An 18172-nucleotide genomic window follows, 5' to 3' on the forward strand; every position below is an offset into this window, starting at 1 on the left:
CGGTGCGGAATCCGGCGGGCATGCACGTCATGCCCGCCCTCACTGCGTAGACTGCCGCCATGTACTGGCTCGGCCGCCACCGGATGCTGCTGCTGACCCTCCTCGCGCTGGCCGGAGGCACCGTGCTGTGCGCGATCGCGGCGGGCCACTACGCGTGGCGCAGCGCCCTGGCTGCCGAGAGCACGCAGGTCCAGCGCCAGCTGCAGCTGTACGGCCAGGGCCTGCAGCAGCGTATCGACCGCTTCGGCACCCTGCCGCAGGTGATGGCACTGGACCCGGACCTGCTGCGCGTACTGCGCACGCCGCCCTCGCCCGCCGAGCGCCAGCAGCTGAACCTGAAACTGCAGCGCGCCAACCAGGTCACCCGAACCTCCACCCTGACCCTGGTCGGCCGCGATGGCGTCGCGGTCGCGGCCAGCAACTGGGACCAGCCGACCACCAACGTCGGCGAGGACTACAGCTACCGGCCCTACTACCAGCAGGCCCTGGCCCACGGCCGCGGCCGCTTCTACGGTATCGGCATGACCACCGGCGTGCCCGGCTATTTCATGTCCGAGGCGATCGTCGACGACCGCGGCCAGCGCATCGGCGTGATCGTGATCAAGATCGAGCTGTCGGCGCTGGAACAGGAGTGGCTGAACAGCCCTGACGTGGTGCTGGCCAGCGACAACCATGACGTGGTGTTCCTGTCCAACCGCGATGCCTGGCGCTACCGCCTGCTGCGGCCGCTGGGCGCGGACGAGCGCCGCGAGATGCTTGATGCCCGCCAGTATGCCGACCGCTCGTTGCAGCCCCTGCGGGTGCGTACCGAGGATGTGCTGGCCGATGGTGGCCGCATGGTGCGCCTGCTCGACCCGGTGCTGCCGCAGGCGATGCTGTGGCAGAGCCTGGCGCTGCCCGACGAACACTGGAACCTGCATCTGCTGCACGATGCCAGTGCCGCCACCAGCGCCGGACGCGGTGCCGCCCTGGCCGGCGCCGCTGCGTGGCTGGCACTGGGGTTCCTGCTGCTGTTCGTGCAGCAGCGCCGGCGCCTGGCCCGGCACCGCCAGCGCAGCCGCAGCGAACTGGAAACCCTGCTCAAGCAGCATGCACAGGAACTGCGCACCGCCCAGGACGGATTGCTGCAGGCTGCCACCGATGCCGACAGCGGCCTGAGCCGCAGCCTGGAGCACCTGCCGCAGGGCGTGGTGATCATTGATCGCGAACAGCGCCTGGTCGCCTGGAATTCGCGCTATCTGGAACTGTTCCGCTTCCCGCCGGGGCTGGTCCGTGTCGGCCGGCCCATCGAAGAACTGTTCCGCTACAACGCACGCCGCGGCCTGCTCGGGCCGGGGCCGATCGACGAGGCCATCGAGCGTCGCCTGAATCACCTGCGCAGTGGCCGCCCGCACATGCGCGAGAGCGAAAAGGACGATGGCACCGTTCTGGAGATCCGTGGCAATCCGCTGCCTGATGGCGGCTTCGTCACCAGCTACGCCGACATCACCAGCTACAAGAACGCTGCACGCGAACTGCGGTCACTGGCCGATGCGCTGGAACACCGCGTGGCCGAGCGCACCCATGACCTCGACGAGGCCCGCCGCGAAGCCGAACAGGCCAACCGCTACAAGACCCGTTTCGTCGCATCAGCGGTGCACGACCTGCTGCAGCCTTTGAACGCCGCGCGCATGTTCGTCTCCGTCCTGCGCGGCAAGCTGACCGACCCGGCGCAACAGCAGACCACCGACCACATCGATGCCGCACTGGCCGCGCAGGATGCCATCCTCAACAGCCTGCTCGACATCGCGCGACTGGAGTCAGGCAGCCTGCCCACGCGCGTGCATGCGTTCCGGCTGGGCCCGCTGCTGCAGACGCTGGCACGCGAGTTCGGCATCGCCGCGCAGACACGCGGGCTGGTCGTGGACTGGGTGGATACCCGCGCGGTGGTGGTCAGCGACGAAGCACTGCTGCGCCGCATCCTGCAGAATTTCCTGTCCAACGCACTGCGCTACAGCGAGCGTGGCCGGGTGCTGCTCGGCTGCCGCCGGCGCGGAGACCAGTTGTGGATTGAAGTGCATGACCAGGGCCCCGGCATTCCTGATGCGCTGCAGGGTGAAATCTTCGAGGAATTCCGCCGTCTGCACGATGGTCACCAGCGCGGCGCCGGCCTGGGCCTGGCAATCGTCGACCGTATCGGCCGCCTGCTCGGCCATCCGATCCGCCTGCGCTCGCAACTGGGGCGAGGCAGCGTGTTCGCAGTGGGCGTACCTCTTGGCGATGCCAACGCGATTCCCGCTGTTGCGCAGGCACCGGCGCAGGCACAGGAACCGGCGGCAGACAATCCGCTGCGCGGCCGCCGCGTGTGGGTGATCGATGATGATCCGCATGTCTGCGCAGCCAGCCGTGCCCTGCTGGAGCGCTGGGGATGCGAGGTGGTCCTGGCCGATGGCCCCCAGGCCGCGCTGCAGCTGGCCAGCGTGGAATCCGTGCCGGAACTGGTGCTGCTGGACGTTCGCATGGGCGACCATCACGGGCCGGTGCTGTACGAAGTGCTGGCCGAGCACTGGCAAGCACGGCCGCCGGTGGTGCTGGTGACCGCCGAGCGCGACGCAGGACTGCGCGAAATGGCGGCCGAACGAGGCTGGGGCATGATGGCCAAGCCGGTGAAGCCGCCGGCGCTGCGGGCGCTGATGAGCCAGTTGCTGATCCGCCATCGCGGGTGACATGTAACGCAGTTCATGGTTGAGGTCGGACACGCTCCTTGTTCGTCCGCTCACGGCGAAGAAAAAGAAGATCAAAAGCGGGTCGCGACGCCGCGCTTGCCCGTGTAGAGCCGAGCCCATGCTCGGCTCCACAGAAGGCGGCCGGACAGGCTGCTTTTGCTTTTGATCTTTTCCCTTTTCCGTGGGTGGCAGGCCACCGAAATCTGTCAGAGATCGGCCGGGTTGGGTTCGCGGGGGCGTCCGCCGCATGGATGCGGCAGCCAAGCCTCCAGGGACGGATTCACGGCGCTCCCGCATCACCTTCCGGCTCAAGCGCCTTCACCAGCACCGCGGCCTGCGTGCGGCTGTGGCATTCGAGCTTCTTCAGGATCGCGGTGACATGCACCTTCACCGTGTTTTCGGCCAACCCCAGCGTGTAGGCAATCTGCTTGTTGAGCAGGCCATCGGCCAGGCACAGCAGCACCCGGAACTGCTGCGGTGTCAGCTGCGCCAGGCGGCTGGCCAGCAGTGCATCGGCCTCAGAACGCTCGGCCGCCATCGCCGGGAACCACAAGCCACCCTCCAGCACCGCCGTCACCGCCTCGCCAATGGTCTCGGCGGGCGCCGACTTCGGGATGAAACCAGCTGCGCCGAACTGCTGCGCGCGCCGGATCACCCGTGGATGATCGTTGGACGACAGGATCACCACCGGAATGTCCGGATGCGAGCCGCGCACGTGCAGCAGCGCGGAGAAACCGTGGGCACCGGGCATGGTCAGGTCGAGCAGCACCAGGTCCACGTCAGGATGCGCATCCAGCGCCTCGGCGAGCGCTTCGGCACTGGCCACCTCGCGCACCTGGGCAAGCGGCAGGCTCTGCCGCAATGACTGCACCACCGCCGAACGCAGCAACGGGTGGTCATCGGCGATCAGGATGGTGTATTCGCTCATGCGGCCATTGTACGGGCAGCGCACTGCATCCGCCGGGCATGGCCCGGCGCTACCAGGGCATCAGCGCCCCGCCGGCTCCACGCTGCTGCGCCAGGCATCGAGGAACTGGCGCCGCTTGAGCGCGTCCAGGTAGACCAGCAGTCCCGGCCCGAGCTGGATCGGGCGCCGGCTGCGACCGGGCGCATCATCGCGCCGGGCATCGCTGCGCACGATCGGCATCAGCCGCGCCTCGCGCGACAGCACCTGCTGGCCGCGCGGCGACAGCAGGTAATCGAGGAAACGCCGCGCCTCCTCCGGATGCGGACCGGTGCGCGGGATCACGGCCGTGCGCAGCACCACCAGCGTGTAGTCCTCCGGCTCGATGATGGCCAGTGGCGCGCCGGCATCGATGCGCGCCTGCGCGTACGAGCCGAGCACATTGTAGACCAGCGACAGCTGGCCGCTGGCGACCTTGTCCAGCAGTACCCCGGTGCGCTCCTCGCGAACCACCTCGTTGTCGCCGAGCGCCCCGAGCAGCGCACCGGCAATGCTGCCACGCTGCGCATCCTGCGTGGCCAGCAGGTAACCCACACTGCTGCGTTCGATGTCGTAGGTGCCCACCCGTCCGCGCAGGGGCGCGCCTTCCGCGCGCAGCAGGTCCAGCAGCTGCCGGCGTGTATGCGGCACCTTGGCAGCGGGCAATGTGCGCGTGTTGTGGACCATCACCACCGGCTCGTAGCTGATTCCGAATGCCTCGCCCCGCCACTGTGCCCAGGCCGGCAGCGCCGCGGTCTGCGCCGAGCGGTGTGGCAGGGCATGACCGTCATTGACCAGCTTGGTCTGCAGGTCCATGCCGCTGGAGATCAGCAGATCCGGCGACGCCGGGCTGGTGCGGTCCTGCAGGTAACGCGCGTACAGATCCTGGGTGATGATGTCCTCGTACACCACTTCCGTGCCGGGATGCAGCCGCTGGTAATCGGCGATCACCACGGCGAACACCTCGATGTCGGTGGTGCCGTGGATGCGCAGCTGGGCAGTGGCGGTCTCACGTGCGGGGAAACGGCGCACATCGCCGGGTGCAGCCTGCGCAGGCAGAGCCAGCAGCAGCGCGATGACGGCGGCAAACAGGCGGATCATGGGTTGCTCCGGGGCAGGCGGATGGTGGCGATCAGCCCCCACTGCGGGCGGTTGCTGAGGTCGATATGGCCTGCATGGCTGTCGATCACGCGTTTGACGATGGCCAGCCCCAGGCCGGCGCCACCGGATGGCACGCCTTCGCCACGGGCGAATCGCTCGAACACCCGTTCGGCGTCGGCCGCGGCGATGCCCGGGCCGTGGTCGGCAATGGTCAGCACCGCCTGGCCGCCCTCGACCGTCAGTGCGATCTGCAGCGGACCATCGCCGCCATACTTCAACGCATTGTCGACCAGGTTCTTGATCGCCTCGCGCAGCAGCAGCGCATCGCCGTGCACATGCACCTGCTCGGAAGTGACGGCCAGCTGCACGCGCGGCGCGGGACCGGCCTGCGGCAACGCATCGTGCAATGCCTGGTGCACGGTTTCTGCCAGATCCACCGGCGCGAACCGCTGCAGATGCGAACGGTGGATCACGCTGGCATCGCTGAGCAGCTGGTTGAGCAGCCGGCTCATGTGCGTGGCATTGCGCTCGATGGCCTGCAGGCTGCGCCGCATGTCCTGCGGGTCGTCATCATCCAGCGCCAGCTGCGCCTGCGCGCGCAGGGCGGCCAGCGGGGTACGCATCTGGTGCGCGGCTTCCGCCATGAACGCGCGCAGGGTCTCGTTGCTGCTCGACAGCCGCTCCATGAAGCGGTTCAGCGCCGCCACCATCTGGTCCATCTCACGGGGCACACGTGCATCCAGCGGCTTCAGGTCCGACGGTTCACGGCGCGAGAGTTCGCGTTCCACCCTCACCAGTGGCCGGAATGCACGGTGTACACCGAAGGCGACCAGCGCCAGCAGCAGACCGGACAGCACACCGATCGCCAGCAGCGACCGGTTGACCATGTCCTGCGCCACCGCCTCGCGCGCGCGCCGGGTCTGGCCGACCTGCACCAGCACCTCGCCCTGCGCGGACGCAGCAGCGAAGCTGCGGCCCACCACCACGAAGCGCACGGTCTCACCGCTGTAGCGCGCATCGAAGAACTGCGGTTGGCTTCCCGGGCGCCGGGGTGGCACCGGCAGGTCGCCGTAGCCAGTGATCAGCGTGCCGCGACTGTCCGCGACGCGGTAGAACACCCGGTCCTCCGGCGCCATCGCCAGCAGGTCGAGCGCCGCGTACGGCAGGTCGACCTGCCATTGGCCATCGGCCAGCGCCACCGAATCGGCGATGGACAGTGCAGAGGACGCCAGCAGGTGATCGTAGGAGCGATTGGCCGCACGCTGGCCGTAGTCGCGTGCGGCAAACAGCAGGGCGACTGCGAACACCGCCAGCAGCGCACCCAGATACAGCAGCAGGGTCCGCCGCAGCGAACCCGGCGCGGCCGCTGCCGGGCGCGCGTCAGCCATCGCTGTCCACGCCTTCGTCGCGGGCCTCGAGCAGGTAACCGACGCCGCGCACGGTCGTGATGCGCAGCGGCGCGTCGGCGAGCTTCCTGCGCAGGCGGCCGACATAGAGCTCGATCGCGTTCGGCCCAGCCTCGTCATCGAAGCCGAACAGGCCGTTGCCGATCTCATCCTTGCCGACCACGTGGCCCAACCGGCCGACCAGGATTTCCAGCAGACGGTACTCGCGGTTGGGCAGCTCGATGGGCTCGCCATCCAGGGTGACCCGATGCGCAGCATTGTCGAACTGGAAGCCGCCCACCTGCACCACCTCACTGGCCTGACCGCGGGCCCGCCGCAGCAGCACGCGGCAACGCGCCTCGAACTCGCGGAAGTCGAAGGGCTTGCCGAGATAATCATCGGCACCCACGTCCAGCGCCTGCACGCGGTCCTCGATGCCGTCGCGCGCGGTCAGCATCAGCACCGGCGTGCTGTCGCCGCGCTCGCGCATGCCGGCCAGCACGCGTAGCCCATCAAGCTTGGGCAGGCCGATATCCAGCACCACCAGATCGAAACTCTGGTAGCGCAGCACGCTTGCGGCGGCCAGGCCATCGGCCTGCCAATCCACCGCGTGCCCACTGCGGCGCATGCGACGGATGATCGCATCGGCCAGATCCGGGTTGTCTTCAACCAGCAGCAGGCGCATGGGGACAAGCGTGGGAGGGGAAGCGAATGCTACCGCATGCCGCCCGGCCTGCCCGCCGGGCATGGCCTGGCGCTACCCGGGCGTCGCGGGGGGGATGGATGGACCGGCGCGATCGGGGAGCCTGCACGGGGGTAGCGCCGGGCCATGCCCGGCGAGCGCAGCGGCCGCTTTTACGCTGCAACGCACAAACCGCTGACAGGCGGATGACAGCTTGCGCGACCCAGACTGCGGCCGCGCACCATCCGGTGCCCACGATTGCCGCGCGCCTGGCGCGCACCTGGGAGGGTTTGTGGAATTCACGTTTGCCTGGCCGCGCTCCGCCGCCATGATGGCCCTGGCTGCGTTGGCCGCGCCGGCCTTTGCCGCTGATGACGAGCGGCCGGTCACCGCCACGCTGGGCGGTCGCCTGCACCTGGACTTCGCCACGTTCGACAATGACAACCGCGGTACGCCGAACAAGGATGACACCGAGATCCGCCGCGCCTGGCTGGATGTCTCCGGCAGGTTCTTCGTGGTTGACTACAAGATGGAAGCCGACTTCTCCGGCGACCGTGTAGAAGCCAAGGACGTCTACCTGGCACGCAGCTTCGGCAAGGCCGGCAAGCTGACGGTCGGCCAGTTCAAGCAGTACTTCTCGCTGGATGACCGCACCAGCTCCAACTACGGCAGCTTCCTGGAGCGCGGCAATGCCGGTACCACGCTGGCGCCGCTGTACCGGCTGGGTGCCTCGTGGCAGGCCAATCCGGGTGACTTCACCTGGGCCGCCAGCGTCTACAGCCTGGAGAGCATCGATGCCTGGCAGGTGAAGGGGCGCGCCGCCGGCGGCCGCGTGACCTGGGCGCCCTCGCCCAGCGACGGCGATGTACTGCACCTGGGCCTGTCGCTGGCGCGTGAGGCGTACGACAACCCTGGCGCCAACGGTGTGCCGGCTCTGCGCATCCGCCCGCGCCCCGCCGGCCATCTGTCCGATGAGAGCCGCCTGACCCTGGTCGATTTCTCCGCAGGCCGCGATACCGACGTCAACAAGTGGTCGCTGGAGTACGCCCAGGTCCGTGGCCCGTTGTCATGGCAGGGCGAGTTCAGCGGCGCGACCTTCGATGACGGCGCCCAGCGCGGCGACGTCATGGCCGGCTACGGCATGCTCAGCTGGTTCGTTACCGGCGAGAGCCGCGCCTACGACCGCAAGACCGGCCGCTTCGCCAGGGTGAAGGACATCCGCCACAAGGCCGGTGCCTTCGAAGTGGCGCTGCGCTACGACCGGATGTGGGGCGCGCAGCACCTCGACGGCGCTCCCGACCTGCGCCGCGGCAGTACCGAAGCCTGGACGCTCGGCGGCAACTGGTACCTGCGCGACAACCTGCGATTCATGCTCAACGTCATCGAAAGCCGCAACCATGACCGCCTGGCCGGGATCACGGTGGACCGCACGCGCGCCGTGACCGGCCGCCTGCAGTACGACTTCTGAGCCTGTTCCGCGCGCCCCTCCGCACCCGCCCCTCCCTTTCCCACGTCCTGTTTTCTCAAGGAGTCCGCAGATGATGCTGAGCATCCTCGGCTTTGGCATGGTCATTACATTCATGTATTTGATCATGAGCAAGCGGCTGTCACCGCTGGTGGCCCTGATCACCATCCCGATCCTGTTCGCGCTGATCGGTGGCTTTGGCGCAGGCATCGACGAAATGATGCTGGAAGGCATCAAGAAGATCGCGCCGACCGGCGTGATGCTGATGTTCGCCATCCTCTACTTCGGCGTGATGATCGACGCGGGACTGTTCGATCCGCTGGTGCGGGTGATCCTGCGCTTCGTCAAGGGCGATCCGATGAAGATCGTGCTCGGCACCGCCGTGCTGGCGATGCTGATCTCGCTCGATGGCGATGGCTCGACCACGTACATGATCACGGTCTCGGCAATGCTGCCGCTGTATCAGCGGCTGGGCATGAACGCGCTGAACATGACCTGCGTGACCATCCTCGCCGGTGGCGTGATGAACCTGACTCCGTGGGGCGGCCCGACCGCACGCGCCGCCACCGCACTGCACGTTGATCCTGCTGATGTGTTCGTGCCGCTGATCCCGTCGATGGTGATCGCCTGCGCGGGCGTGCTGCTGCTGGCGTGGTACCTGGGCCTGAAGGAACGCCGCCGGCTGGGCGTGGTGACGCTGCCCAAGGGCGGCAGCTGGATGGACAGCAGCGTGTCCGACGACAGCAATGCGCTGCCGACGGTCGAGGATGCCGAGGACATCAAGCGGCCCAAGCTGCTGTGGGTGAACCTGGTGCTGACCCTGGTCCTGATGACCGCGCTGATCGTCGGCGTGCTGCCGATGCCGGTGCTGTTCATGGTCGGCTTCGCCATTGCCCTGGTGATCAACTACCCGAACCTGGCCGAGCAGCGCCGTCGCGTGGTCAACCACGCCGGCAACGTGCTGTCGGTGGTGTCGCTGATCTTCGCGGCGGGCATCTTCACCGGCATCCTCAACAACACCGGCATGGTCGAGGCGATGTCGCACAGCTTCCTGGCGGTGATTCCGGATTCGTGGGGCCCCTATCTGGCGGTGATCACTGCCGTGGCCTCGATGCCGTTCACCTTCTTCATGTCCAACGACGCGTTCTACTTCGGCGTGTTGCCGATCCTGTCCGAAGCCGCTGGCAACTACGGCATCACGCCGGTGGAAATGGCCCGCGCCTCGCTGGCCGGCCAGCCGGTGCATCTGCTCAGCCCACTGGTGCCCTCCACCTACCTGCTGGTGGGCCTGGCCAAGGTCGAGTTCGCCGACCACCAGAAATTCACCCTGAAATGGGCCATCGCCATCTCGCTGCTGCTGATGGTCGGCAGCCTGCTGTTCGGCCTGTATCCCCTCGCCGCCTGATCCCGTTACCAAGGAGCGTTCCGCAATGACTCTTCGCATCGCTTACGTCACCAGCGGCATGGGCAGTGTCGGCACTGCCATCTGCCAGAGCCTGGCCCGCGCCGGCCATACCGTTGTTGCCGGCTGTGCGCCGAATTCGCCGCGCAAGGCCAACTGGCTGCGCGAGCAGCGCGAGCAGGGCTTTGACTTCATCGCCTCCGAGGGCAATGCCACCGACTGGGCCTCGACCAGCGCCGCCTTCGCCAAAGTGCGCGCGGAAGTGGGTGAAGTGGACGTGCTGGTCAACAACTCCGGCGGCAGCCGCGACCTGCTGTTCCGGCAGATGACGGTGGAGGACTGGAATGCGGTGATCGCCTCCAACCTCAACGCGCTCTTCAACCTGACCAAGCAGGTGGTCGATGGCATGGCCACGCGGGGCTGGGGACGCATCATCAACATCGGCTCGGTCAGCGCCCACAAGGGGCAGATCGGCCAGGTGAACTACGCCACCGCCAAGGCCGCCATGCATGGCTTCAGCCGGGCGCTTGCGGCCGAAGTGGCGTCACGCGGAGTGACGGTCAACACGCTCTCGCCGGGCTACATCGCCAGCCAGGCCATCAGCAGTTTCCCCCCGGATGTCCTGGACCGCCTGGCCGCATCGGTGCCGGTACGGCGCCTGGGCCGTCCGGAAGAAGTCGCCGGCCTGTGCGCCTGGCTGGCCTCGGACGAGGCGTCGTATGTGACCGGCGCCGATTATCCGGTCAATGGTGGGCTGTACATGGGCTAATGAGCCGCCCTGGGTGCGCCGCCAACGTGGCGGCGCGTACCCGCATGGGTGTTCCGTAAAGAAGCTTTCATGTTCCGTTCGCATAGTGGGGCGGCATCGCGCACGCACGCCGGTGCCCATCCCCCATGCAACGGACCACCATGCAGACTCGACACCTGACGATCGCCGTAGCGATCGCGCTTTCCGCCGCTGCCAGCGCTGCTTCCGCATCTGCCGCCGATACCGGCACCGATGCCGCGCCCAGCGCGCAGACGCTGGATACCATCTCGGTGATCGGCCAGGGCGAGACCCGCCAGGTGCAGCGCATTACCAGCGTCGACAAGCAGGTGCTTCCGCCAGGCACCAGCGGCCAGAAGATCCTCGATCGGCTGCCGGGCGTGTCGGTGCAGTCCAACGATGCGTTCGGCGCCAACGAGGAATCGCAGACCATCAGCCTGCGCGGATTCGACAAGAGCCGGCTGGGCTATACCCTCGATGGCATTCCGCTGGGCGACAACAGCTACGGCAACTACAACGGCCTGAGCATCGCCCGTGCGCTGATCGCCGAAAACCTGGCCGGCGCCGAGCTGTCGCAGGGCATCGGTTCACTCGGCGTGGCCTCGACCAGCAACCTCGGCGGCACCATCCAGTACTTCTCGGCCGATCCGTCCACCGAGTTCGGCGGCCGTGCCAGCGTCACCGTCGGCGACGACAATCAGCGCCGTGGTTACCTGCGCGTGGATACGGGCGACCTCAACGGCTTCTCTGCGTATGTCTCCGGCGTTCACCAGGACCAGGACATGTGGGCCGCGCCGCATCAGAACCAGACCACCCGCCAGTTCAATGCCAAGGCCGTGTGGAACGTGGGCGACCATCGTTTTGGTGCGTTCGTGGCGACCTCGCGTGCCAGCCAGGCCAACTACGCCTACCTGTCCAAGGACATGCTGGCCCGGGGCCTGGGCTGGGACTGGAACATCTATGCGCCGGACTGGGACCGCGCGGTGGCCGCCGCCTACTGCGCGCCGGCTACGCGTGATCCGGCGCGATGTGCCTACAGCGGCGGCGTGACCAGCATCGACGATGCGTACTACCAGAGCCGTGCGCTGCGCGATGACAACCTGTACTCGATCGATGCCGACCTTCGCCTGGGCGAGCAGGGCCGCCTGAAACTGCTGGCCTACCACCATGACAACCGCGGCCAGGGTCACTGGTGGGCGCCGGGCCAGCCGTCCTACCCCGGCACCGACCGGATGCTGCCGATCTCCATCCGCAGCACCAACTACACGATCAACCGCGACGGCGTGACCGCAGCGCTGTCATGGACGGCTGGCATCCACGAGCTGGAAGCCGGCCTGTGGTACGAGCAGAACGACCACAACGTGTCGCGCAATTTCTACTACATCAGCGGTCCGTTCCTGGACGACCTGTACCTGAAGAATCCGGACCGCCTGCTGTTCAACCAGGACTACGACATCCGCACGCAGCAGTTCTACGTGCAGGACCGCATGCGCTTCCTCGACCAGCGCCTGACCGTTGATGTCGGCATCAAGAGTCCGAACACCCGCATGCGTGCCACGGCCCGCCCGGGCGTGGAAACCCGCCTGGCATCCGGCACGCTGACGGCCAAGGAGTCGGTGCTGCCGCAGCTGGGCGTGGGCTTCAAGCTCAACGTCAACAACGAGCTGTTCGCCTCGTACGCCGAGAACATCGCCGCCTTCGTCGGTGGTGGCAGTGGCGGCCCGTTACAGGTGGCACCGGAATCGTTCGCTGCCAGCGCCGACCTGGAACCGGAAAAGTCGAAGAGCCTGGAGGCCGGTTTCCGCACGTTCGGCGAGAAGTACCAGGCCTCGATCGCCGCCTACAACGTCACGTTCGACAACCGCCTGCTGTCACTGAACCCGTGCTCCAGCATCGAAGTGGGCACCCGACCGGAGTGCGTGACACGCTTCATCAACGTCGGCTCGGTGAAGAGCCACGGCGCGGAACTGACCTTCATCCTCAAGCCGGTCGATGGCCTGCAGTGGTACAACGCGCTGTCCTGGAACAAGACCACCTACGAAGATGACTACATCTCCGGCGGCGCGGTGGTGCCGGTGGCCGGCAAGATCACGGTGGACACGCCGCAGCGCATGGCCGCCAGCGAAATCAGCTGGAACCGCGATGGCTTCTTCGCCAGCCTGCGTGCCAAGTACACCGGCAAGCGTTATTACACCTACACCAACGATCAGTCGGTGCCGGGCGTGACCACCTTCGATGCGGGTGCCGGCTATGACTTCGGCCCTGGGCTGGGACTGCGCAACGTGCGGGTCTCGTTGAACGCGACCAACCTGACCAACAAGCGCTACGCCGGCCAGCTGAGCTCGTTCGCGCCGACCGATCCGGAAGGCAAGCGCTACGCGATCCACGCCAGCGCGCCGCGGCAGGTGTTCATGACGGTGGCGGCGGAGTTCTAAGTCAGAAGCGGGCGCTGCGGCGCATCGAGTGTTCCTGCATGGCGCGGGCAGGCAGGCCCATGCAGGATCCGCCAACGCATGTCACTCCGGCGCCAGCTGGTCCATCCGTATCCGGTTGGCAAACAGGGAAAACGCCAGCATGCCGGCCAGGCCATTGGCCCGGCTGACCCAGTGCGGCAGCCAGCGTGGTGGCTTCAACACCCCGGCCTGGAACAACGGCGCGAACGCGATGGCGTCCTGCAGGCTCATCTTGCCCGCGAACAGCCACCGGCAGACCTGCAGGCGATCCTCGGCCAGCATGTGGCGGAAGAAGGTGTGCACCGATACCAGCCCGCGCAGGTACACGGTGTCCTTGGTGAAGGCCAGCCCGCCGCCGGGGGGCACCCCGCGGAACACGCGCTGGGCCGATGCGAAGCTCTCTTCCGGGTTCTGCCCGGCATCGCAGAAGTAGCGGAACACCTCGATGAAGTCGGCGCCCTCGCGGGCCATCGCGATGGCTTCGGTACGCAGGCTGATCCGCTTCAGGCGCTCGATGTCGATGCTGCCGGTGATCTGCTCGGCAAACGTGGCCAACCCTTCCTGGGTAGCCGTCACCCGCGGTGAGGACAAGGCCAGGCTGGGCAGCACCGGTTGCTCCCGGCCATTCAACGCGGTCAGCGAATGCACCAGCGCTTCGTGATGGAACAGCTGTGCACGATCGTAGGCGCTGAAGCGCGCACTGGTACGCAGGCGGATCCGCGTCGGTCCGGCGGCCGCCTTGGACACCAGTTCCGGGTCCAGCTGCACCTGGATGATCCGCGATTCGAAGAAGGCATCCAGATCGTTCTGCAGCTGCAGTTGCAGCGCGATCGCAGACACCGGCACCTGTTCTTCCGGCGCCAGCAGTTCATGGTCCAGCTCGGCCGCGATCTGGATGAAATGGCGCGCTGCATCGCGCGTGCTCGGGCCATTGCCCGGCAAAGGCTGTTCGGGGGCGCCGAACAGCTGCACCGAACAGGTGTCCACCGCTGTGGTACCCAGGCCCTCCAGCAGGCGTGCGGCCAGGTCCCAGCTGTGCGCGGACTGCTGCACGTAGTGACCCAAGGGATGCCCCGCGTCGCAGTCGGCGGCGATGGCTGCCAAGGTGCGGCGTTCCTCGCTGAAATCCAGCTTCGGGTAGTCCACCTTCGGCAACTGCGGTTGCCCGCGCGCGACGCTGTCCAGGAACGGTGCCTGCACCGTCGCCGGCCAGCTGGTCAGGCCCAGCAGGCGGATGCCACCCACGGCCTCGACCAGCCGCGCGTCGAGCGCCGCATGGTGGGCCACCTCGCGATCCAGCACGGCGGTCGTTTCCATGCGCGGACTATAGCGCCCTGCCAGGCCGTGCGCTGTCCACCGCGGGCCCCGGCATCAGCGGGGGCGTTACCCCGGCAACCCGGGATGAATCTCCATGCAGCCGCGCCCGTGGCCGGCTGCCTCATCAACGACGTCGCGGCTTTCCTGCCGGACGGAACTGCTGGCCCTTGCCTTTCCTGCCACCACGTTCCTGCGCGGTCTCGGCCTGGCGCACGGCCAGCTTGGCGGCGGCGGCCGCCACTTCTTCCTTCAACTTGAAGTAGTTCAGCAGCCGGCTTTCCTCGATCTCACCCGCGTCGATGGCCGCCCGTACCGCACAACCGGGCTCCTGGTGATGCGAGCAGTCGCGGAAGCGGCACTGTTCGGCCAGTGCTTCGATATCGGCGAAGCCCCCTTCGGCCAGCGTCTCCTCGCCGGTCGGCTTGAGCTCGCGCATGCCGGGCGTGTCGATCAGGCAGGCGCCGGTCGGCAACGGCATCAGCGCACGATGGGTGGTGGTATGACGCCCGCGTGAGTCGTTGGCGCGCACCGCATTGGTCTTCATCCGCTGCTCGCCAAGCAGCGTGTTGGTCAGCGTGGATTTGCCGGCGCCGGAGGAGCCCACCAGCACCACGGTGCGGCCCGGCCCCAACCATGGCTGCAGCACAGCCACGCTGCCAGCATCCAGGCCATTGATGGCATGCAGGGCGATCCCCTGCATTTCCAGTTCTTCCAGCACCGCCAGCGCATCTTCGCTGTATTCGGTCTGGTCGGCCTTGGTCAGCACCACCACCGGTTCGGCACCGCCGCCGCCCACCAGCAGCAGGTAGCGCTCGATACGGCGTGGATTGAAGTCCGCATCCAGCCCGCAGACGATGAACACCGTATCGATGTTGGCCGCGATCACCTGCTGGTGATAATGCTCGCCGGCGGCACCGCGCTTGATCGCGGTGCGACGTGGCAGCAGCGCCACGATGCGGATGCCGTCGAGCAGCACCCAGTCGCCGACCGCCGGCCGCTCATGGCTGGGAAAGCGTGGCCGCTGCCATTCCGGCAGCGATTCGGCCTTGATCGCAGCGTCCGGGGCGTCGGCCACGACATAGTGCGTACGGTGCTGCTCGATCACCCGGGCCGGGCGGGCCTGCGGGTGCTCGGCCATCATGGCCTGCCAGTCGGCCTGCTGCGCCGGGCCCGGCCAGGGCCAGCCGATGGTCTGCAGGGCGGTGAAATCGGGGGTCTGGGTCATCGCCTCCATTCTACCCGTGCCAACGCCGCTCCAGCCCAGCAGCGGCGGGCCCTGGGGGCCTTGCCATGCAGTGCAGCAATTCCGCTACCATGGAACCTCCATGCCATCCGACGGCTCACCGACCATGTCAACCTCCGCGCCCAAGCCCCTGGCCACCCGCGAGCGCCTTTCCGAAGTGCGCTACGAAATCCGCGGAGAACTGGCCCGGCGAGCCCGGGAGCTGGAGGCGCAGGGCCGCAAGCTGATCAAGCTCAACATCGGCAACCCCGGCAATTTCGGCTTCCGCGCCCCGGAACACCTGCAGCGCGCGATCGCCGACGACATGGGTCGCACCGATCCCTATACCCACCAGCAGGGCCTGCCGGTGGCGCGCGAGGCGATCGCTGCCTATTACACCCGTCGCGGCGCTCCCGACGCGCACCCGGACCGTGTGTTCGTCGGCAACGGCGTCAGCGAACTGATCGACCTGTCGCTGCGTGCGCTGCTCAACCCCGGCGATGAAGTGCTGGTGCCGTCCCCGGACTACCCGTTGTGGTCGGCCTCCACCATCCTCAACGACGGCCGGCCGGTGTACTACCGTTGCGCCGCCGAGAACGGCTTCCAGCCGGACCCGAGCGAGATCGAGACCCTGGTGTCCTCGCGCACCCGCGCGATCGTGCTGATCAATCCGAACAATCCCAGTGGCGCCAGCTACCCGCGCGAACTGCTTGAACGCGTGGTGGACATCGCGCGCCGGCACAACCTGCTGCTGCTGGTCGACGAGATCTACGATCAGATCCTGTATGACGAGGCGGTGTTCCAGCCGGTCGCACCGCTGGCGGGCGACCATCCGTGCCTGACCTTCAGCGGGCTGAGCAAGGTGCATCGCGCCTGCGGCTGGCGCGTGGGTTGGGCGCACCTCAGCGGCGATGACGCACGCCTGGGCGACTTCCGCGCGGCGATGGACCTGCTCAGCGCGCTGCGCCTGTGCGCCAATGTGCCCGGCCAGTACGCCATCGAGGCTGCGGTGAACGGGCCCGACACCATTTCGGCACTGTGTGCCCCGGGCGGGCGCCTGTACGAAACCCGCCGCGCGGTGATCGAAGCATGCGAGGCCAGCGAGCATCTGTCGCTGGTGGCCCCCGCCGGCGCGCTGTATGCCTTCCCGGCGGTGGTCGGCGCTGCCGCCAAGGGCTTCGACGATCACACCTTCGCCCTGGAGCTGATGGACAACGAGGGCGTGCTGGTGGTGCCCGGTTCCAGCTTCAACGTGCCCTACCGCAACCACTTCCGCGTAACCCTGCTGCCGGAGGCCTCGGTGATGCGCGATGTGTTCGCCCGCATCGACCGCGTGCTGGCCCGCCGCGCCGAGGATGCAACCAAGGTCGTACCGATCAAGCCACGCCGTTCGGTGGCCTGAGTCGTGGGCTTGTCCTATCTGGCGCTGGGCGACTCCTACACCATCGGTGAGGCCGTCGCGGTCGAAGGCCGCTGGCCCCATCAGCTGGCCGCCGCGATGCGCGCACAGGGCGTCGCGCTGGCCGATCCGCAGACCATCGCCACCACCGGCTGGACCACGGACGAGCTCGATGCCGGCATCGACGAGGCCGCCCCGCAGGGGCCGTTCGACTTCGTCAGCCTGCTGATCGGGGTCAACAACCAGTACCGCGGCCGCCCGCTCGACGAATACCGCACGCAGTTCCAGGCCCTGCTGCAGCGCGCGATCGGTTTTGCCGGCGGCCGTACCGATCGGGTGCTGGTGCTGTCGTTTCCCGATTGGGGCGTGACGCCGTTCGGCGCCAGCAGCGGCCGACACCGTGGCCGCATCGGCATCGAAACCGACGCGTTCAACGCGGCTGCGGAGCAGGTCTGCAGTGGCCTCGGCGTCGACTTCGTCGACATCACCGACATCAGCCGCGTCCACGGTCACGACCCGGCGATGATCGCCGAAGACGGTCTGCACCCCTCCGCGCGCATGTATGCATTGTGGAGCGAGCGCGCCTTGCCGGTCGCCCTGCGCCGGCTCGGCGACGCCGGCTGACCCGATGGACGGCACGCCACGGAATGGCACGCCCCTGCCCTGCTCCCCGCTGACCTCCCCGCAGGCCCGCGCGATCGCCGAGGCGTTCCGACCTGCACAGGCCTGGGGCAGCCGCCGCGACTATTACTACACCCGCGGCAAGCTCGGCAGCGATCCGTTGTACGACGGCGTGCTGCAACAGCTGCCCGAGGATGGCCAGCCGGTGCTGGACCTGGGTTGCGGACTGGGCCTGTTCGCGCATGTGCTGCGCCAGCGCGGGCGCGGCCAGCCCTATCTCGGGGTGGACGTGGACGCCGCCAAGATCGAGCGGGCGCGGCAAGCCGGTGAAGGCCTGCCGGCCGTGCGCTTCGAATGCCTGGATGTGCAGGCTGCGCTGCCGTCGCACGTCGGTCATGTACTGCTGCTGGACGTAGTGCAGTACCTGGATGCCGGACCGCAGCAGACGCTGCTGCGTGCCGCAAGCGCGCGGGTGTCCCCCGGAGGACGGCTGCTGCTGCGCACGCCGCTGGCGACCGGTGATGGCCGGGACCGCACCACGCGGGTCGCGGACCGCCTTGCCTGGCTGGTGGGCTGGATGGGTACCCGCCCGCGGCACTATCCCCAGCCGAAGACCCTGCTGGCGACACTGAGCGAAGCGGGATTGCGCGTCGCCGCACCACGGCCGCTGCACGGGCGCACACCGTTCAACAGCTGGCTGGTGGTGGCCGA

At 67.8% G+C, this 18172-nt stretch carries 14 protein-coding genes; 8 read left to right on the forward strand and 6 right to left on the reverse strand.

Annotated features, from left to right (window positions below; all coding sequences use genetic code 11):
• Positions 1-59: 59 nt before the first annotated feature.
• A complete protein-coding gene (locus tag AC06FB_RS12280; protein WP_340044940.1) occupies positions 60-2705 on the forward strand; it encodes a hybrid sensor histidine kinase/response regulator in 2646 nt (881 codons plus the stop codon).
• Positions 2706-2985: 280 nt separating this feature from the next.
• Here the strand turns inward: AC06FB_RS12280 and AC06FB_RS12285 are convergent, their stop codons facing one another.
• Genes AC06FB_RS12285 through AC06FB_RS12300 form a run of 4 tightly spaced genes read right to left on the reverse strand, consistent with a single transcriptional unit; the run spans position 2986 to position 6819 of the window.
• On the reverse strand, positions 2986-3633 hold the full coding sequence (locus AC06FB_RS12285) for a response regulator (protein ID WP_053517414.1): 648 nt from the start codon (positions 3631-3633) through the stop codon (positions 2986-2988).
• Positions 3634-3693: 60 nt separating this feature from the next.
• Entirely contained in the window at positions 3694-4749 is a 1056-nt protein-coding gene (locus AC06FB_RS12290; RefSeq protein ID WP_065175121.1) for an ABC transporter substrate-binding protein, read from the reverse strand.
• A complete protein-coding gene (locus tag AC06FB_RS12295) occupies positions 4746-6137 on the reverse strand; it encodes a sensor histidine kinase N-terminal domain-containing protein (protein ID WP_478053740.1) in 1392 nt (463 codons plus the stop codon). The genes AC06FB_RS12290 and AC06FB_RS12295 overlap by 4 nt, the downstream gene beginning before the upstream one ends.
• Positions 6130-6819 carry a response regulator transcription factor gene (locus AC06FB_RS12300; protein WP_053517418.1) on the reverse strand — a complete coding sequence of 230 codons (690 nt, stop codon included), beginning with the start codon at positions 6817-6819 and terminating at the stop codon, positions 6130-6132. Before AC06FB_RS12300 ends, AC06FB_RS12295 begins: the two co-directional genes overlap by 8 nt.
• Before the next feature lie 325 nt (positions 6820-7144).
• Here AC06FB_RS12300 and AC06FB_RS12305 point away from each other — a divergent pair, with 325 nt between their 5' ends.
• From AC06FB_RS12305 to AC06FB_RS12320, 4 genes are all read left to right on the forward strand, one after another.
• Positions 7145-8284: an OprO/OprP family phosphate-selective porin gene (locus AC06FB_RS12305; protein WP_478053744.1), complete on the forward strand. Its 1140-nt coding sequence runs from the start codon at positions 7145-7147 to the stop codon at positions 8282-8284.
• Positions 8285-8357: 73 nt separating this feature from the next.
• Entirely contained in the window at positions 8358-9686 is a 1329-nt protein-coding gene (locus AC06FB_RS12310) for a CitMHS family transporter (protein ID WP_053517450.1), read from the forward strand.
• A gap of 25 nt (positions 9687-9711) precedes the next feature.
• Positions 9712-10452 carry an acetoacetyl-CoA reductase gene (gene phbB / locus AC06FB_RS12315; protein ID WP_053517420.1) on the forward strand — a complete coding sequence of 247 codons (741 nt, stop codon included), beginning with the start codon at positions 9712-9714 and terminating at the stop codon, positions 10450-10452.
• Positions 10453-10592: 140 nt separating this feature from the next.
• On the forward strand, positions 10593-12884 hold the full coding sequence (locus tag AC06FB_RS12320; protein WP_478053741.1) for a TonB-dependent receptor: 2292 nt from the start codon (positions 10593-10595) through the stop codon (positions 12882-12884).
• 81 nt (positions 12885-12965) lie between these two features.
• Here AC06FB_RS12320 and AC06FB_RS12325 read toward each other — a convergent pair whose 3' ends face one another.
• Positions 12966-14219 carry a flavohemoglobin expression-modulating QEGLA motif protein gene (locus tag AC06FB_RS12325; protein WP_478053742.1) on the reverse strand — a complete coding sequence of 418 codons (1254 nt, stop codon included), beginning with the start codon at positions 14217-14219 and terminating at the stop codon, positions 12966-12968.
• Positions 14220-14343: 124 nt separating this feature from the next.
• Positions 14344-15453 (reverse strand): ribosome small subunit-dependent GTPase A, encoded by a 1110-nt coding sequence (rsgA, locus tag AC06FB_RS12330; protein WP_065175126.1) that lies wholly within the window; start codon positions 15451-15453, stop codon positions 14344-14346.
• A 115-nt stretch (positions 15454-15568) separates the two neighbouring features.
• Between rsgA and AC06FB_RS12335 the strand changes: the two genes are divergently transcribed.
• From AC06FB_RS12335 to AC06FB_RS12345, 3 genes are all read left to right on the forward strand, one after another.
• Positions 15569-16843 carry a pyridoxal phosphate-dependent aminotransferase gene (locus tag AC06FB_RS12335; RefSeq protein ID WP_111186223.1) on the forward strand — a complete coding sequence of 425 codons (1275 nt, stop codon included), beginning with the start codon at positions 15569-15571 and terminating at the stop codon, positions 16841-16843.
• 3 nt (positions 16844-16846) lie between these two features.
• Positions 16847-17464 (forward strand): SGNH/GDSL hydrolase family protein, encoded by a 618-nt coding sequence (locus AC06FB_RS12340; protein ID WP_065175127.1) that lies wholly within the window; start codon positions 16847-16849, stop codon positions 17462-17464.
• Positions 17465-17468: 4 nt separating this feature from the next.
• Positions 17469-18172, forward strand: a 704-nt coding sequence (locus AC06FB_RS12345) for a class I SAM-dependent methyltransferase (protein ID WP_478053743.1), incomplete at its 3' end; no start/stop codon positions are given.

The sequence above is a fragment of the Stenotrophomonas sp. Steno-C15 genome (assembly GCF_056393265.1).

Excerpts from the sequence above, each read along its gene's own strand:
- phbB (WP_053517420.1), top strand. The coding sequence starts at position 9,712 with ATGACTCTTCGCATCGCTTACGTCACCAGCGGCATGGGCAGTGTCGGC.
- AC06FB_RS12325 (WP_478053742.1), bottom strand. The coding sequence starts at position 14,219 with ATGGAAACGACCGCCGTGCTGGATCGCGAGGTGGCCCACCATGCGGCG.
- AC06FB_RS12300 (WP_053517418.1), bottom strand. The coding sequence starts at position 6,819 with ATGCGCCTGCTGCTGGTTGAAGACAACCCGGATCTGGCCGATGCGATC.
- AC06FB_RS12310 (WP_053517450.1), top strand. The coding sequence starts at position 8,358 with ATGCTGAGCATCCTCGGCTTTGGCATGGTCATTACATTCATGTATTTG.
- rsgA (WP_065175126.1), bottom strand. The coding sequence starts at position 15,453 with ATGGAGGCGATGACCCAGACCCCCGATTTCACCGCCCTGCAGACCATC.
- AC06FB_RS12335 (WP_111186223.1), top strand. The coding sequence starts at position 15,569 with ATGTCAACCTCCGCGCCCAAGCCCCTGGCCACCCGCGAGCGCCTTTCC.
- AC06FB_RS12305 (WP_478053744.1), top strand. The coding sequence starts at position 7,145 with ATGATGGCCCTGGCTGCGTTGGCCGCGCCGGCCTTTGCCGCTGATGAC.
- AC06FB_RS12320 (WP_478053741.1), top strand. The coding sequence starts at position 10,593 with ATGCAGACTCGACACCTGACGATCGCCGTAGCGATCGCGCTTTCCGCC.
- AC06FB_RS12295 (WP_478053740.1), bottom strand. The coding sequence starts at position 6,137 with ATGGCTGACGCGCGCCCGGCAGCGGCCGCGCCGGGTTCGCTGCGGCGG.
- AC06FB_RS12280 (WP_340044940.1), top strand. The coding sequence starts at position 60 with ATGTACTGGCTCGGCCGCCACCGGATGCTGCTGCTGACCCTCCTCGCG.
- AC06FB_RS12285 (WP_053517414.1), bottom strand. The coding sequence starts at position 3,633 with ATGAGCGAATACACCATCCTGATCGCCGATGACCACCCGTTGCTGCGT.
- AC06FB_RS12290 (WP_065175121.1), bottom strand. The coding sequence starts at position 4,749 with ATGATCCGCCTGTTTGCCGCCGTCATCGCGCTGCTGCTGGCTCTGCCT.